At 71.4% G+C, this 15,823-nt stretch carries 13 protein-coding genes; 4 read left to right on the forward strand and 9 right to left on the reverse strand.

The genetic code is table 11. From position 1 onward, the window contains the following. Positions 1 to 42 precede the first annotated feature (42 nt). The gene (locus BV453_RS07520; RefSeq protein WP_025104106.1) at positions 43 to 615 is read right to left on the reverse strand and encodes a TetR/AcrR family transcriptional regulator; all 573 of its coding nucleotides are present in this window, start codon (positions 613 to 615) and stop codon (positions 43 to 45) included. A gap of 68 nt (positions 616 to 683) precedes the next feature. Here BV453_RS07520 and BV453_RS07525 point away from each other — a divergent pair, with 68 nt between their 5' ends. After that, positions 684 to 3,221 carry an MMPL family transporter gene (locus BV453_RS07525; protein ID WP_249521274.1) on the forward strand — a complete coding sequence of 846 codons (2,538 nt, stop codon included), beginning with the start codon at positions 684 to 686 and terminating at the stop codon, positions 3,219 to 3,221. Between the two features lie 142 nt (positions 3,222 to 3,363). After that, positions 3,364 to 3,708: a TraR/DksA C4-type zinc finger protein gene (locus tag BV453_RS07530; protein ID WP_102208756.1), complete on the forward strand. Its 345-nt coding sequence runs from the start codon at positions 3,364 to 3,366 to the stop codon at positions 3,706 to 3,708. Between the two features lie 95 nt (positions 3,709 to 3,803). Here the strand turns inward: BV453_RS07530 and BV453_RS07535 are convergent, their stop codons facing one another. After that, on the reverse strand, positions 3,804 to 5,462 hold the full coding sequence (locus BV453_RS07535; protein WP_249521275.1) for an Ig-like domain-containing protein: 1,659 nt from the start codon (positions 5,460 to 5,462) through the stop codon (positions 3,804 to 3,806). A 223-nt stretch (positions 5,463 to 5,685) separates the two neighbouring features. Between BV453_RS07535 and BV453_RS07540 the strand changes: the two genes are divergently transcribed. Beyond that, entirely contained in the window at positions 5,686 to 6,807 is a 1,122-nt protein-coding gene (locus BV453_RS07540) for a GntR family transcriptional regulator (protein WP_249521276.1), read from the forward strand. A gap of 42 nt (positions 6,808 to 6,849) precedes the next feature. Next, complete coding sequence (locus BV453_RS16740; RefSeq protein WP_249521277.1) at positions 6,850 to 8,217, forward strand: mannitol dehydrogenase family protein; 1,368 nt, start codon at positions 6,850 to 6,852, stop codon at positions 8,215 to 8,217. Between the two features lie 61 nt (positions 8,218 to 8,278). Here the strand turns inward: BV453_RS16740 and BV453_RS07550 are convergent, their stop codons facing one another. The 7 genes from BV453_RS07550 to BV453_RS07580 form a co-directional block, all read right to left on the reverse strand. Further along, entirely contained in the window at positions 8,279 to 9,184 is a 906-nt protein-coding gene (locus BV453_RS07550) for a carbohydrate ABC transporter permease (RefSeq protein WP_246878241.1), read from the reverse strand. Beyond that, a complete protein-coding gene (locus BV453_RS07555; RefSeq protein ID WP_025104113.1) occupies positions 9,181 to 10,161 on the reverse strand; it encodes a carbohydrate ABC transporter permease in 981 nt (326 codons plus the stop codon). Before BV453_RS07555 ends, BV453_RS07550 begins: the two co-directional genes overlap by 4 nt. Continuing rightward, positions 10,161 to 11,441, reverse strand: a complete 1,281-nt coding sequence (locus tag BV453_RS07560) for an extracellular solute-binding protein (protein ID WP_249521278.1) — start codon at positions 11,439 to 11,441, stop codon at positions 10,161 to 10,163. Before BV453_RS07560 ends, BV453_RS07555 begins: the two co-directional genes overlap by 1 nt. 233 nt (positions 11,442 to 11,674) lie before the next feature. Next, complete coding sequence (locus BV453_RS07565) at positions 11,675 to 12,538, reverse strand: Gfo/Idh/MocA family oxidoreductase (protein ID WP_249521279.1); 864 nt, start codon at positions 12,536 to 12,538, stop codon at positions 11,675 to 11,677. Between the two features lie 15 nt (positions 12,539 to 12,553). Beyond that, positions 12,554 to 13,585: a Gfo/Idh/MocA family protein gene (locus BV453_RS07570; RefSeq protein WP_025104116.1), complete on the reverse strand. Its 1,032-nt coding sequence runs from the start codon at positions 13,583 to 13,585 to the stop codon at positions 12,554 to 12,556. Then, positions 13,582 to 14,625 carry a Gfo/Idh/MocA family protein gene (locus BV453_RS07575; RefSeq protein WP_249521280.1) on the reverse strand — a complete coding sequence of 348 codons (1,044 nt, stop codon included), beginning with the start codon at positions 14,623 to 14,625 and terminating at the stop codon, positions 13,582 to 13,584. Before BV453_RS07575 ends, BV453_RS07570 begins: the two co-directional genes overlap by 4 nt. 44 nt (positions 14,626 to 14,669) lie before the next feature. Next, a complete protein-coding gene (locus BV453_RS07580) occupies positions 14,670 to 15,686 on the reverse strand; it encodes a LacI family DNA-binding transcriptional regulator (RefSeq protein WP_025104118.1) in 1,017 nt (338 codons plus the stop codon). Positions 15,687 to 15,823 lie beyond the last annotated feature (137 nt).

The raw sequence follows: 15,823 nt of genomic DNA on the forward strand, positions 1-15,823 counted from the left end.
GGGATTCCCTGAATCCGTGCGACCTCGTGCGAATCCGCGACCTCAGCGAGCGAAGAGGTAGCGGGTCAGGGCGACGACGGAACCCGGATCGTGGGCCTCGCGGCCGAGGGACTCCACGATGATGGCCCCGAGGATGGCGCGACCGAGCTGCTCGACCGGGGCGTCCTCCGGCAGCTGACCGTCGCGGATGCCGCCGCGGAGACGCTCCGACAGGTACTTCTCCACCCCCAGGCTCTCGCCGAGGTGCGCGCCGACCGAGGCATCCTCCGTGGCCGCGGCCACGAGAGACCGCAGCAGCACACCGCCCTGGGGCTTCTCGAGGATGGACAGGACGCTCCGCAGCCAGGTCTCCACGTCGGCGGAGAGGTCTCCGGTGTCGGGCACGACGAAGTCCACGGGGATGAGGCGTCCCTCGGCCAGGCACTCCCCGATGAGCGCGCCGCGCGACGGCCACCAGCGGTAGATGGTCTGCTTGCCGACCTTGGCCTCCTTGGCGATGCCCTCGATCGTCAGTCGGTCGTACCCCTGATTGTGGAAGAGCCGGGCCGTCGCATCGAGGATCGCCTCGCGGGCCGCCGTGCTGCGCACAGGGCCACTGCGATGCTCGTTCACCATGCGTTCAGGATAGCCACAGATCCCTAGACGAGACGTGCCGTATGCTCTTTTCGTCTGAAGGAGATCACGTGGCTTCACTGCTGTTCCGTCTGGGTTCTTTCGCTGCGCGCAGGGCGTGGACGGTGATCGTCTCCTGGGTGCTCATCCTCGGGCTCGGCGTCGGCGCCTTCCTCACCTTCGGCGGCACGCTGAGCAACAGCTTCGACATCCCCGGCACCGCCTCCGGCGAGGTCACCGATCAGCTCGCCGATAAGCTGCCCGACACCGCCGGCGGCACCGGGACCGTGGTCTATCGGACGGACGACGGCGAGCCCTTCACCGACGAGCAGAAGCAGGCGATCTCCGACCTCGCCGCGAGCGCGGAGGACCTCGACGGCGTCGCCTCCGTCGTCGACCCGTTCGACGCCCAGCGGCAGCAGGACGAGCAGGCGAAGGAGCTGACGGACGGCCAGGCCCAGCTCGATGACGGGCGCACCCAGCTCGACGCCGGCCAGGCCCAGCTCGACGATGGCCGGGCCCAGCTCGAGGCCGGGATCACCCAGCTCGAAGGGGCGCGCGCGCAGGCCGAGGCCGCCGGTGCACCAGCCCAGCAGACCGCCGCGCTCGACGCACAGCTCGCGCAGCTGAACGCCCAGCTCGCGCAGCTCGACGCGCAGCAGGACACCATCGACGAGAACCGCGCGGAGCTCGCCGACAGCGCGGAGCAGCTGGACCTCGGCACGACCCTTCTCGACCTCGCGGACGGCATCGGCGTCGTCTCGGAGGACGGCTCCACGGCGATCGTCAACGTCTCCTTCGTCGATCCGCGCCTGGAGCTCGCCGAAGAGACCAAGCAGAGCACCATCGCCCACTTCCAGGACGAGGAGATCGACGGCGTCACGGTCGACTTCGGCACCGACATCGCTCAGGGCGTGCCCGAGATCTTCGGCGTCGGCGAGGCCATCGGTCTCGCGTTCGCCGCGGTCGTGCTCATCGTGATGCTCGGTTCGCTGATCGGTGCGGCCCTGCCCATCGTCACGGCCGTGGTCGGCGTCGGCGTGGGCGTCACGGCGTCGCTCGCGTTCTCCGGCGTCGTCGACATGGCCTCGGTCACTCCCGTCCTCGGCGTGATGCTGGGGCTCGCGGTCGGCATCGACTACTCCCTCTTCATCGTGAACCGGCACCGCAAGCAGCTGCTGGCCGGGTCGCCCGTGCGCGAGTCCATCGGTCTGGCCACGGGTACCTCCGGGACCGCGGTGGTGTTCGCGGGGACCACGGTCATCGTCGCACTCCTCGCCCTCAACGTCACGGGAGTGCCGTTCCTCGGTCTCATGGGCACGGTGGGCGCGGTCTGCGTCGCGGTCGCCGTGCTCGTGGCCGTGACGCTCGCCCCGGCGATCCTCGGCCTCGTCGGGACCCGCCTGCTCGGCCGCAAGGCGCGGGCGACCATCGGCCAGGAGCACGCGGCCGGGAAGCCCGTGCGCCGGATGTCGACGCTGCGCGCCGTCGTCACCGCGCTCGTCAGCGTCGTCGCGCTGCTCGTGATCGCGATCCCCGCGATGTCGATGCGCCTCGGCCTCCCCGACGGGTCGAGCGAACCCGCCGACTCCACCAGCTACCGCGCGTTCCAGACCGTCGACGAGCAGTTCGGCGAGGGCGCGAACGGGCCGCTCCTGGTGACCGCGACCCTCGACGACGCCGTGAGCGACGACGACCTGCTGGCCACGCAGGTGACCGTGGCGGAGAAGATCGCCGAGCAGGACGACGTGGTCGCGGTGGCCCCCGTCGCGACGTCGGACGACAACACGCTCCTGGCCTTCCAGGTGCTGCCCGCGGAAGGCCCGAACAGCGCCTCCACCGAGAAGCTGGTGCAGGATCTGCGGAGTCTCCCCGAGATCGACGGCGGCATCACCCTCGGCGTCGCGGGTCAGGCCGCCACCAACATCGACATCTCCGAGGCTCTGGCGAGCGTGCTCCCGCTGTACCTCGTGGTCGTCGTGGGCCTGTCGCTGCTCATCATGATCGTCGTTTTCCGCTCGCTGCTCGTGCCGCTCATCGCCACAGGAGGGTTCGTGCTGTCGCTGTTCGCGACGTACGGGCTCATCGTCGCGGTGTTCCAGTGGGGGTGGGGCGCCGACCTCATCCGGTTGCACAGCACCGGTCCGATCCTGAGCTTCCTGCCGGTGATCCTCGTCGGCATCCTGTTCGGACTCGCGATGGACTACCAGCTCTTCCTCGCCTCGGGGATGCGGGAGGCCTATGTGCACGGCGCGTCCGCGCGCGATGCCGTGGCCCAGGGCTTCCGGGCCGGGCGCTCGGTCGTCATCGCGGCCGCGCTCATCATGGTGTCGGTATTCGGCGGGTTCGTGTTCTCGGAGTCGACCATCATCCGGTCCATCGGGTTCGGTCTCGCGTTCGGCGTGCTGCTCGACGCGTTCGTGGTGCGGATGCTGCTGATGCCCGCACTCATGCACCTGCTCGGACGCTCGGCCTGGTGGCTGCCGAAGTGGCTCGACCGCATCATCCCGAACGTCGACATGGAGGGCGCGGCGCTGGAGCGGGACCACCCCAGCGTGCACACCGACTCGGTCCCCACCGTGGAGCCCCCGCGCACCCGTCGCGGCTGAATCGCGGTCGCGCGGGCAGGCTGTCCCGAGGGGACAGGCAGGCGCGGGAGTTCAGGCACCTGCTGCCGGTGTCGCCTGATCTCGCGCGGATGCCTGGTCCGGCGACGACGCGCGTGTCACAGGGCGGGCCTAGAGTGGGCGGATGGATCTGCGAGCGCTGTTGGAAGAGCGACGCGCCGAGGCCGAAGCCCGCGTCACGGCGACGGCGACCACACTCGCGGAGCTCATGCACGACCGCGAGGGCTCGAACGACGATGACGAGCACGACCCGGAGGGGGTGACGCTCTCATCGGAGTGGTCCCGACTGTCGGGGCTCGCCGAGGCGGCGCAGGCGGAGCTCCGCCAGGTGGACGAGGCGCTGATGCGGATGGATGCCGGGACCTACGGCATCTGCGCGCACTGCGGGCGACCCATCCCCCCGGAGCGCCTGGAGGTGCGGCCGTTCGCGGAGTACTGCGTCGCCTGCGCCGAGAAGCTCGGTCGCTGACGCCGGGCACGACTTCGGAGACGTGGGCCGGCACGCCGGGCGACAGGGACTGTCGACGGCGTGCCGGCCGGGATCTCCGAAGGTGTGACCACGGGTCAGGGCAGGGCGGGGCCTCCCGGGCCGGCGCCGGGCACCGGGTAGTAGACCGGCGGGGTGTCGTCCCAGGCCGATGGCAGCATCAGCAGATCGTCGTAGTGGTGCATGGCGATGCCACCGAAGGAGGCGTCATCCTGGAACGCGGCGTAGGTCTTGTCGAGCTCGCCCTCGAGGTAGGTGCGCCCCTCCTCCCAGAACGTCACCGTCTCCGGGTCACCGGTGCCCGAGAGGTCCTTCGTCTCGATGCCGACGACGACCGAGTTCGGCTTGCCGATCTGGTTCGCGTAGTCGATCTCGTGCTGCGCCTGCGCGATGATCCCGGCACTGCCGTCCGCGGTGTCCCGATAGTCCATGATCGCGATGTAGTCGGTCATGTCCTGGATGTGATCGCTCAGGGCCTTCGTCTGCCCGTTCCAGGTGATGGACGTGCAGCAGGCCGACGAGTCGAGCCACCGCGGGATGGCCGGCCCCACGAGCACCGGGAGCCCCGAGGCGTCCCGACGTTCGATGAGCGTGTCGAGCACCTCGAGCCAGCGGACGGGCAGGCCGCCGTTGCCGGGCTCCTTCCACGCGGACAGGATGTACGGCTCGATATCGACGTTGATGCCGTCGAAGCGGGCCGACTCCGGCACGGCGAGGTTGTAGTCGAGGACCTTCTCGAACTCGTCGACGGCGAAGTGCTCGAACTGCTCCAGCGCGCCGAGATAGGGCGGACGCGTGCCACCGGCGACGGTGGCCTGCACGTGGTAGCCGCGGCCGCGCGCCCACTGGACGAACGCCGCCACCTCGGACCGCGACTCCCGCAGCATGTCGGTGCTGCCGTACTTGTCGACGCCGAGGTAGATCGTGCGGATGGGGTCGGAGCCGAAGGTCGTCGTGTCGTCCATGACGACGCCGAGACGGTCCCGGGCGTCGGTGTCGAAGACGGCTTCGTACGAGGCGCGCTCCCAGATCCACATCGCGCGGTCCTGGTCGTAGACGACCGGGGCCTCCGGGGTCGCCCCGCCGAGGGCCACGTAGGTGGTCGTCGACTCCCCCGTGTGCCCGGACACGTCGACGGCCCGCGCCTCGATGCTCGCGAACCGCGCGGGCCCGACGGGGAATGACGTCGCGTACAGCCCGCCGGACTGCGCGGTGGCGGCCTGCCAGGCACCGCCGTCGACCCGCACCTCGACCGTCGTCAGTGCACGATCCGACTGCACCGCGACCTCGACGTCCAGGCTCGAGCCCGCGTACGCCCCTTCGGCAGGAGAGGCGATGGTGACGACGGGACGCGAGGCGGCGGGGTTGTCGACCTCCACGGCGAGGAAGTCCGACCACGTCGTGTACAGCGTCGTGAGGTCACGGCCGCGGACGGCGAGATCGAGCCGTCCGTCGACGTCCGCGATGTCGAGATCGGCGCTCCAGGTGCCGGAGGTGCCGCTGGTCGGGATGGGCACCAGTTCCTGCGCCCCGACGACGAGCACGAGCTCCGCGGCATTGGCGAAGCTACCCTCGACGGTGAGGGTCGAGCCGCTGACGACGGCACCGTTGGTCGGCGAGGTGATGGCGAGGGCGGTCGTGACCGTCTGGGCGGAGGCGGCGCCGCTCGAGGCGACCGCCCCGCCGGCGAGAAGGGTGGCGGCGACCAGCGCCGACAGCCAGCGTGTGCGTCTCATCGTGTCTCCTTCCGCTCCGCGCGGCGCGGAGTCGTCGTGACTGCCACCGTGACGCCGCGCGGGAGACGGGTCAACGCGGGACACGCGGGAGGGAAGGAATAGGGGAAGGACTGCGCACTCCTGCCGGCCCGTCGGAGATCCGCAGCGGCCGGGGGACCCTTGTCCCGCACCCTTGGAATGAATACGGTTGCACAAAGCGGACACCCACGGACGGGAGGGTCGTGTGAGCGCTTTTCCGAACACCCAGCCGCTGTTCCGGAGTCTCGCCGCACAGCTTCGCGCGCGCATCACGGCAGGCGAGTGGACGCCCGGCGACCGCCTGCCCCCGGAGACCGCGCTGGCCGGCGCGCACGCGGTCGGCGTCAACACCGTGCGCCGTGCGCTGGCCCTGCTCGCCGCCGAGGGGCTGGTCGTGCGACGCCAGGGCGCGGGCACCTACGTGGCCGCGCGGGCGCGACGGCGGATCGGAGTGATCGTGCCGTCGCTCGACTACTACTTCCCCGCCGTGGTGGCGGGCGTCGCCGAGGTCGCGGCGGCCGCCGGGGCCACCCTGCGCGTCACCTCCAGCGCGTACGACGACGCGGTCGAGATCCGCCGCATCCGAGAGGCCATCGCCGACGGCTGCGACGGCCTTCTCCTCACCCCCACCCTGCATCGAGCCGACCCGTCCGCCCGCCTCGACCTGCTGCGCGCCCTCCCCGTGCCCGTCGTGCTGATGGAGCGACTGCCGACCGGCGCTCCGCCGGACGACACCCTCTCGGCCGTCTGCACCGACGTCGTGGCCGGCGGCTATGCGGCAGTCCGACACCTCGCGGCCGCGGGACGGCGGCGGATCGGGTTCCTCGGCCGACGCGACACCGCCACGTCGGCGGCCGCCTGGCGCGGCTTCCAGCGCGGGATCGACGACCTCGGCCTCACCGACGTCGCCGACGGGACGGAGCGGCGCTCGTCGTGGGACACCCCGGCCCTCGCGGCTTACGCACGGCGCGTGCGGGAGCTCGCCCTGGACGCCGTCGTGTGCCTGGGCGACCGGGAGGCGATCGCGCTGCTCCCGCATCTCCACGGTGTCGGGCTGTCGGTGCCCGAGGACGTCGCGCTCGTCTCCCACGACGACGAAGAGGCCGCGCACGCGCCGGTGCCCCTGACCGCGGTCTCCCCGCCGAAGCGGGAGATCGGTCGCCTCGCTGCCTCGACCCTGCTGGCGAGACTGGACGGCGGCGGCCGCCCGGCACCGGTGCGGATGCTGCTGCAGCCGGAGGTGCGCCGGCGTTCGTCAAGTCGGGCCCGATCCACCCTCTCCGCCCATTCCATGCAACCGCTTGCATGTCTGCCGACCCCATCCTAGGGTGGAGTCGACGAGGGCCGCTCCCTCGAGAAGAGGTGACCCGTGCCCCGCCCGACCCGTCGTGCGCCCCGCGCCCCCGTCCGCATCGTCCACCTCGGCCTCGGGGCCTTCCATCGGGCGCACCAGGCCTGGTTCACCGCGCACGCCGACCCCGGGAGGGAGTGGGGCATCGCCGCCTTCACCGGCCACTCCCCCGACCAGGCGGCCCTGCTCGCCCGGCAGGACGACGTCTACACGCTCCTCACCCGCGGCGCCGACAGCGACGGGATCGAGACCGTCGAGAGCATCGTCGCGGCGTACGAAGGTGCCGACACCGATGCGCTGCGCGACCTCCTGCGTCGCCCCCAGGTGTCGATCGTGACGCTCACGGTGACAGAGAAGGGCTATCGGCTCGCCGCCGACGGCCGCCTCGACCGTGACGACCCCGATGTCCGGGCCGACCTCGCTCTGCTGGCGGCTGCGCTCGGACCGGACGCCGCGCCTGTGACCCCCGGTGCGCTGAAGACGATGCCCGGACGGCTGCTCTGGGGACTGGACGCCCGCCGTGGTGCGGTGCCCGACGCCCCGCTCGCCCTCGTCCCCTGCGACAACCTCGACGCGAACGGCGCGGCGCTGGAGCGGGCGCTCATCGACGCCGCGACCGCTGTCTCCCCTCAGCTCGCCGCGTGGATCGGGCAGCGGATCGACATCGTGAGCACCGCGGTGGACCGCATCACGCCCCGTGTGACCCCCGCCGACCTCGCGGCGTTCCAGGCGCGGACCGGGGTCGACGACGACGCCCTGGTGATCACCGAGCCGTTCCACAGCTGGATCCTCACCGACACCTTCCGCGGCGCGCGTCCGCGCTGGGAGGACGCGGGAGCCCTGTTCGTCGCGGACATCGCGCCGTTCGAGAGACGCAAGCTGTGGATGCTGAACGGCGCCCACTCCCTGCTCGCATACGACGGGCTGATCCGCGGCCGGGAGACGGTGGCGGAGGCGATCGCCGATCCCTCCGGCGCGGCCGGGGTGCGGGCGCTGTGGGACCTCGCCGAGGCCCTCCTCCCCGACGCCGATCTCGACCTCCCCGGTTACCGTGCCGCGCTGACCGCCCGCTTCGCCAACCCGGCGATCGCGCACCGGCTCCGCCAGATCGCCGCCGACGGCAGCGTTAAGCTGCGCGCCCGCGCGGTGGACCCCCTCCGGCTGGCCCTGGCGCGGGGCGTCTCCGGCGCGGCCGCCATCCGGCTCATCGATGCGTGGATCCGCTTCGTCGTCGCGGAGGTGCGCGCGGGCCGTCCGCTCGACGACGTCGCCGCGGACGAGCTGGCCCGCCGGGCCGCGGCCGCCGACCCGCCGCACGCCCTCCTCGAGCTGCTCGCACCAGACCTCGCAGCCGCGGACGTCCGGCTCTCGCCCGTCCGCCCGTAGCGTTCCGGCCCCGGACACGCCGGAGCCGCCGACCCCGCGAGGCCGGCGGCTCTCCCGCGGATCAGCCCTTCACCGCTCCCGCCATCATGCCGGCGCCGAGCCGGCCCTGGACGAAGAGGAACAAGATCACGACGGGGATCGAGATGAGCGTGGCGCCCGCCATGATCCCCGCCCAGTCGGTGGCCGACAACTCGCTGCTGAAAGTCTGCAGCCAGAGGGGCAGCGTGGCGTTGCCGGGCTTGGTCATGACCACGAGGGCGAGCGTGTACTCGTTCCACGCCTGGAGGAACGAGAACACCGAGGCCGTCACGATACCCGGGCCGAGCAGAGGGAGGGTGACGCGCACGAACGCCCCGAACCGGCTGCAGCCGTCGACCATCGCGGCCTCCTCGAGCTCCGCGGGGATGCCGTGGATGAAGCCGCGCAGCAGCCACACCGTGAACGGCACGACCGTGCCGATGTAGAGCAGCGAGAGTCCGCCGACGGTGTTCAGCAGGTTCCAGCCGTCCAGCATGCGGAACTGGGAGATGAACAGGGCCTCGGTCGGGATCATCTGCACGATGAGGACCAGGAGGATGATGAGGCCGCCGCCCTTGAAGCGGAACCGGCTGACGGCGACGGCCGCGAAGAACCCGAAGAGCACCGCGACGACCACGACGACCACGGTCACGCCCGCGCTCATGCCGAGCGCCGACCAGAAGCCGCTGTCGGCGAGGATGCCGGCGAAGCTGTCGAAGGTCAGCGGGAACGGGAAGAACCGCGGCGTGCGCGAGAAGAGGTCGTCGTTGTCGGAGAGCGCCGTGTTCACCATCCAGTAGATCGGGAACACGAGGAGGAACGCGGCCGCGACGGCCACCCCGTTCCAGCCGCGACGCCGGGCGTCGTTGCGGGTGCCGAGGCTGCGCCGGGAGCGCGGGGGCACGACGGCCGGGAGATCGGTCGTGCGGGGCATGGTGTCGGCGCTCATTCCGCGGCCTCCTTCTGCTGGGCGAACATCTTGGCGATGTACTTCCAGGTGAGCAGCAGGGTGAGGATCAGCACGATGGTGGCGAGCGCGGACGCATCGCCGTACTCGCCCTGCCCGATGCCGATCCGATAGATGTAGGTGCCGAGGAGGTTGGTCTCCTCGATCGAGACGCCGGCCTGCTGCAGCACGTAGATCTGCGTGAACACGCGCAGGTCCCACACGATCTGGAGGAGGCCGACGATCATGACCGCGGGGGTGATGAGCGGCAGGGTCACATGACGGAACCGCGTCCACGGACCGGCGCCGTCGAGCTGAGCCGCCTCGAGCACCTCGTTCGGCACCTGCGTGAGCGCCGAGTGGATCATGAACACGATCAGCGGCAGGCTGCCCCAGATGACGGTGATCGCGGCGATCGTGAACACGCCCATCGGCGTGGAGGTCCACGGGAAGCCGGCCATGTCGGGGAAGCCGATGCGGGCGAGGATCCAGTTCACGAGACCGTAGCGGGCGTCGAACAGCCACTGCCAGATCACCATCGTCACGAGCGCCGGGGTGGCCCACACGAGCAGCAGGGTGACCTGGAGTGAGATGCGGGCCCAGCTGCTCACCTTCGTCAGCAGGAGCGCGAGAAGCATGCCGACGACCATCGACAAGGACGCGCACACCGCGCAGAACAGCACGGAGCGGAAGAACACGACCCACATGGCGGGATCGGTGAGGATCCGGCCGTAGTTGGCCAGTCCGACCCACTCCGGCTCCGCGCCGAACTGCTGGGCAAGACCGAACTTCTGCAGCGACATGAGGAACTGCTGCAGCAGCGGCCAGCCGAGGGCGATCACCACCGCGGTCAGCAGCGGCGCGATCAGGAGATACGGCAGCAGCGCTCCCCGCCCGCGGCGCGAGCGCGTGCGAGGAGCGGCCGCCGACGGAGGCGCCGCGGGGGCGGCCTCGACGTCGATCACGGGAGTGGCCATCATCAGTCGGCGTTGAGGGTGTCTTCGATCTTCGCGCCGATGCGCGCGACCACCTCGTCGATGTCCTCGCCCTTGGCGATCGCGGAGTAGAGGTCGACCGGGATGTTGTTGCCCTCGACGATCGCCCAGTTCGGCGCGGCGGGGGTGAGGCGGCTGGTGTCGGCGATCTGCTGCTGCAGCTCGGCGGGCACGATCCCGTCGGGGATGGCCGACGCGAATGTCGTGTTCCCCGGCACCCAGCCGGAGTCCTCGGCGAGCTGGGTCATGAAGTCCTCGCTGAGGATGAGCTTCATGGCCTTCTTCGCGAGCTCCTGCTGCGACGACTTCGCGGCGATGCCGACGTTCGAGCCGCCGAGGAACTGGTGGCTCTCCCCTCCTGCCTCCGCCGGCGGCAGGGCCATGACGCCTGTGACGTCGGCGAGCTCGGGGGCGATGCTGTCCTGCGCGAAGACCCGGTAGGAGAACATGGCGACCTCGCCGTTGTTGTACGGCACCCAGGGGTTGCCGGCGGTCTCCTTGGCGTCGAGCGCGCCGAGGGACGAGTCCTGCCAGAGGGTCTGCATCTGCGTCAGCGCGGCCTTGGCCTCCGGGGTGTCGAGTCCGCTCACCCACGCGCCGTCCTTCTCCTCGGCGTAGTTCGCGTCATGCGAGAACAACCAGCCTTCGAGGCCGTGCACGTCGACGACGGGGAAGTACATGCCCTTGAAGCCGTCGACGCCGTCGGGGTTGGCCTTTTGCACGGCCGCGGCGGCCGCCACGAGGTCATCGAGCGTCTCCGGTGCCTCGACGCCCGCCTTCTCCAGCAGGTCCGTGCGGTAGAACACCACGCTCGTTCCGGCGTAGAGGGGGTAGGCGTAGGTCTTGCCGTCGAGAGTCGCCTGGTCGACGAAACTCGGGATGAGGTCGTCGCCGCCGACCTCGTCGTACAGGTCGGAGATGTCGGCGAGCGCGCCCACATTGGCGAACGTCGCGGTCTTGGTGTTGCCGATCTCGACGATGTCCGGGGTCTCGGAGGCGCTGGCCAACGAGGTCTGCAGCCGCGAGACGATGTCGTCCCAGGGCTGCATCTCGACGGTGAGAGTGGACCCGGGGTTCTGCGCCGCGAACTCCTCTTCGAGCCACGCGACGGCGTCGTCGGACACCGAGTCCTGCATGAGCCAGACGCGGAGGTCTCCGCTCTCGGCGTCGCCGTCTCCGGCGTTGCCGCTGCCGGAGCTGCAGCCGGTGACGGCCAGCACCGCGGCCAGTGAAGCGGTTGCCGCGATCAGGGTGCGTCGTGCCATTCTCGTTCCTCCATGGTCTTCTTCGACGGTCACCGACAGGTGTCCGATGAACGGGTGGATCAACCGGATCTCACGCTAACGTGCAATCGGTTGCATTACAAGGGCTTCTTCGGGGAAGAGGGTGTAACAGTTGTGTTTCTCTTGTGTTTCCGGGTGTCCGGCGGGCCGCTGACGCGCATCCTGCCCCCGAGAACAGAACCCGACCGTGCGGCGCACTGCACCGCGTTGCAGGCTCAGGCGACGGGGGCCGTCACCGCGGTCGCGACCTGCGCGAGCACCTGGACGGGTGCCAGCAGCTGCGCATCCGGGATCGGCCTCTCCCCGGTCTCCAGCATCCGGGCGAACGCGTCGACCCCCGGCTGCACGTAGTCCGCGCCCAGCACGATGTCGCGGCTGAGGACCCCGTGTCCCCCGACCGCGGTCGCCCGGAACGGCACCTGGCCGTCCCCGTCGGGGCGGATGAACTCCAGCGTCACCAGCACCCCGTCCACGCGGTACCGGGCGACCACTCCCCCGGGGAGCAGCCGGACGTCCACGTCCTCCGGCTCACCGGGCACCAGTCGCTGTGCGACGTCGGCGATGTGGATGCCGTAGAAGAAGATGCCGCTGTACGGGCTCGCGGCATCCGCCGGTCCTGTGACGGTGAGCGTCTGGAGCTCGCCGATCCCGTCGAGGCCGTCGGCGAGCGCGTCCGTGTCCGCCACCCAGCGCAGCGCCGAGGACGACGTGAGCGGGGTGCGCCCGCGGACGGCCGCGGCGATGATCTCCTCCGCGTCCGCGACGCTCGCCGCGAGCGGCTTGTCGACCCACACCGGGGTACCCGCCTCCAGGAACGGCACGGCGAGCGCACGGTGCCGCGCGCCGTCCCGGGAGGTGACGATGAGGGCGTCGATCGCGCCGTGCAGTTCGGCCGGGTCCGCGACGATGCGGGTGATCCCGCCGAGCGCCGCGAGCTCCCTGGTGCGCTCCTCCTCGCCGGCGACGAGCGCGACCACCCGCACCGGCACGGCGGCCGGCTGCTCGACGTTGAGGTAGCGGATGATCTCCTCGGCGTGGCTGTTCTCGATGCCGACGATGGCGACGTCTCTCGTTCTCATGTGTCTCATCCTCTTTCACTCGGCGAGGTCGACGGGACGACCGGTGCGGGCGGACTCGTAGACCGCGAGCACGACCTGCAGTGCACGGCGGCCGTCGTCGGTGGTGATGGCCGGTCGTCGCCCGGTCCGGATCGCATCGATCACGTCGAGGTACTGCCGGCGGTGTGCCATGTCGACGTCGCTCCACCCCTCGGGGACGTCATGCTCGACGAGGGTGTCCGCGGCCGGCGCAGGCGCGGTGGCGGAGGCGAAGAACGACAGCCCGTCGTTCTCCATCACGGCGGTGCCGGCTGATCCGTGCACCGCGAGGCGGACCGGGAGTCCGGGGAACGCGGCGGTGCTCGCGAGCAGCAGCCCGATCGCGCCGCTCTCGAACGCGATCACCGCGCCGGCGACGTCCTCCACCTCGATGCCGTCGTGCGCGAGCCGTCCCGTCCTGGCGCTCACCGAGACAGGCGTGCCGAGCATCCACAGCAGCAGATCGAGCGCGTGGATGCCCTGGTTCATCAGCGCCCCGCCGCCGTCGATGGCCGCGGTTCCGCGCCAGTCGCCCGACTCGTAGTACTCCTGGGGGCGGAAGAACGCCGACTCCACGACCCCGGAGGTCACGCGGCCCAGCGCGCCCTCGTCGATCGATCGACGCAGGAACGAGGCGACCGGCTGGAAGCGGCGCTGGCTGATGACCGAGACCGTGCGGCCCGAGGCGCGCTCGGCCGCCTGAACCCGATCGGCGGCCGCGAGGGTAACGTCGATCGGCTTCTCGACGATCACGTCGACGCCCGCGTCGAGGGCCTCGACGACCGCGTCCGCGTGGAACGCACTGGGCAAGCAGACGGCCGCCACGTCGATCCGCTCGGTCGCGTACGCCGCGGCGGCGGAGGCGTGGAAGGGCACCCCGTACTGCGCGGCGAGCGCACGCCCTCTGCTCTCGTTTACGTCGACGACGGCGGCGAGCTCTCCGGCGCCGTCGAGCGCGGCGACGAGGCGGGCATGGACCGCGCCGATCACCCCCGCGCCGACGATGGCGATGCGCAGCGGTTCGGTCATGAGGACTCCTGTCGTCGGGACGCGACGTCGGGAACGACGCCGTCGGCGGTGCGCGACCAGGGGAGCGCGACGCCGCCCTGGTCGGCGGACTTCTGGGCGAGGAGGGCGAGGCGGGTCGCCGCGAGCGAGTCGCGCGTGCCCACCTCGGGGGTGCGGCCGGCGGCGAACGCGTCCAGCGCCTCCTGGGCGGGGCGGAGACCGGCCGGCAGCTCCAGCTCGCGCGTCGGGCGATCGTCGGTCGTGACCTCCACACGGCCGCGGGCCCAGAAGATCTCGGCCGTGCCGCGGGTGCCGACCAGCCGCAGACGGTAGTCGCCGTGCACGTCGGAGGCCCGCGGCGTCAGCCAGCTCACCTCCGCCGTGACCACCGTCCCCGGGGTCGTGAGGGTCGCCGCGCCATACCGGGGGAAGAGGTCTTCTCCGTCGAGCGGGGCGGACACGACCCCGCGGACGACGCCCTCGTCGGCGGGCGCGAACAGCAGGGCCGCGTCGAGGTCGTGGACGGACAGATCGCCGAGGATGCCGCCGTACGCCGCGGGATCGAAGAACCAGGCCGGGCGCTGGTCGCGGTTGAGCTTGTGCGGACCGGAGGAGGTGATGCCCACGATGTCGCCGAGCTCGCCGGAGCGGACGACCGCGAGCGCGGCCCGCGTCTCGGGGTACCCCCGCTTCTCCAGCATGAGGTTCACCGTGCGGCCGGTCTGGGCGGCCGCCGCCGCGATCGCGTCGAGTTCGGCGACGGACGTGCACAGCGGCTTGTCGGCCAGCACGTGAGCGCCCGCGCGGAGCGCGGCGACGACCTCCGCGCCGCGGCCGCCGTAGATACCGGCGATCACCGCGACGTCGACGCCGCGGGCGAGGAGGTCGTCCGCGTGGTCGACGGCGGGGACGCCGAACCGGGCGGCGTGCCGCTCGGCGATCTCCCGATCCGCGTCCTGCACGCCGACGAGCTCGAATCCGGCGCGGTCGGTGCGGGCCAGCTCGTCGAGCACGTAGTCGACGTGCGGATGGGCGGCACCGATGATCGCGATCCGAGGCATGGGCGACAGTGAATCATGCGACCGGTTGCACTGTCAACCGCCGCTCAGCCCTGCGGCGGGTGCGCGGCCTCCGTCGTCGCGCGCACCACGAGGTGGGTGGCGATGGTCACGCGCGCATCGGATCGCTGGCCGCTCGCGAGCACCCCGAGCAGCAGCTCCGCCGCCGCCTCCCCGGCCGCGGCGGACGCGGCGGAGATGGTGGTGAGGGCCGGATGCGTCCCCGAGGCCAGCGTGTCGTCACAGCCGATCACGCTGATGTCCCGCGGCACGTCGACTCCCCGCAGGGCCAGCCCCGCCATGACCCCCTGCGCGACCACGTCGTCGAAGGCGATAACGGCCGTGGCACCGGAGGCGAGGATGCCGCCGACCGCGTCGCGCCCGCCGGCCGAGCTGGGGCGACCCAGCTCCTGCACGATCACCTCGAGCCCGACCCGCGTGGCCGCGCGATCGAGGGCCGCGCGGCGCTGCTGATCCGACCACGACTCCCGCGGCCCCGACAGGTACACCACGCGCGCATGACCCAGTCGGTGCAGGTGCGCCACCGCCTCGTCGAGCCCGCCGCTCGGGTCGATGAGCACCCGGGCCAGGCCCTCGATGTCACGATTGACCAGCACGACGGGGCGCGCGGCGTCGAGCTCCCGGATGCGCTCCTCGTCCAGGCGGGGTGCGGCGAGCACGAAGCCCTCGACCTGCGCGCTGAGGCGGGAAGTCAGGTTCGCCTCGCGGTCGGCGATCTCGTCGGAGTCGCCGAGGAAGACCGCGTACCCCTCGGCGTCGGCGAGCGTCTGCACGCGGCGCACGAGCGGAGGGAAGAACGGGTTGGCGATGTCGGGAACGACGACGGCCACGTTGCCGAAGCGACCGGTCGACAGCGCGCGCGCCGCATGGTTGACGACGTAACCCAGCTCGTCCGCCGCGGCCTTGACCCGGCGGACCGTCTCGGGGTTGAGCAGTTCGGGGCGACTGAACGCACGCGACACCGTCGACCGGGAGACCCCGGCGACCCGCGCGATGTCGCCGATCGTCACGGAACCCGACGGCGTCTTCCTGTTGGCTGTCACGTCACACACACTAAGCCCGCCTGCGGTTGCGGCGCGCGTGTCGGCGTCCGCGTCCGCCCGGCGCCCAGGGGTGGGTGCCGTCTCGTCGGTCCGCGTCGAGGGCTTGACTTTGCAAGCGGTTGCATTACGCTGGCGGA

Origin of the sequence: Microbacterium sp. ER1 (genome assembly GCF_023383675.1) — a bacterium.
In the GTDB taxonomy this organism is placed as follows: Bacteria; Actinomycetota; Actinomycetes; order Actinomycetales; family Microbacteriaceae; genus Microbacterium.